At 65.5% G+C, this 554-nt stretch carries 1 protein-coding gene; it reads right to left on the reverse strand.

Annotated features, from left to right (window positions below):
* Nucleotides 1-554 (reverse strand): GTP-binding protein (locus JHD07_RS39385; RefSeq protein ID WP_291632022.1); only part of this gene is annotated, 554 nt, incomplete at both ends.

The following is a 554-nucleotide window of genomic DNA, read 5'->3' on the forward strand; positions in this document are numbered from 1 at the left end:
GCGCACGCGCTGGCCCTTTTTCATGGTGCCGTCGACGATGCGCACCAGGACGACAACGCCGAGATAGACGTCGTACCAGCTGTCGACCAAGAGCGCCTTCAGCGTCGCGTCGCGATCGCCCTTCGGCGGCGGCAGGCGGGTGACGATGGCTTCCAGCACGTCGGGGACGCCGAGGCCGGTCTTGGCGGAGATCATCACCGCGTCGGAGGCGTCGATGCCGATGACGTCCTCGATCTGCTGCTTGACCTTCTCGGGCTCGGCCGCGGGCAGATCGACCTTGTTCAGGACCGGGACGATCTCGTGATTGTTGTCGAGCGCCTGGTAGACGTTGGCGAGCGTCTGCGCCTCGACGCCCTGGCTGGCGTCGACCACGAGCAGGGAACCTTCGCAGGCCGCCAGCGACCGCGAGACTTCGTAGGCGAAGTCGACATGGCCGGGCGTGTCCATCAGGTTGAAGATGTAATCCTTGCCGTCCTTGGCGCGGTACTGCAGGCGCACCGTCTGCGCCTTGATGGTGATGCCGCGCTCGCGCTCGATGTCCATGGAATCGAGCA

Origin of the sequence: Bradyrhizobium sp. (genome assembly GCF_016462955.1) — a bacterium.
In the GTDB taxonomy this organism is placed as follows: Bacteria; Pseudomonadota; Alphaproteobacteria; order Rhizobiales; family Xanthobacteraceae; genus Bradyrhizobium.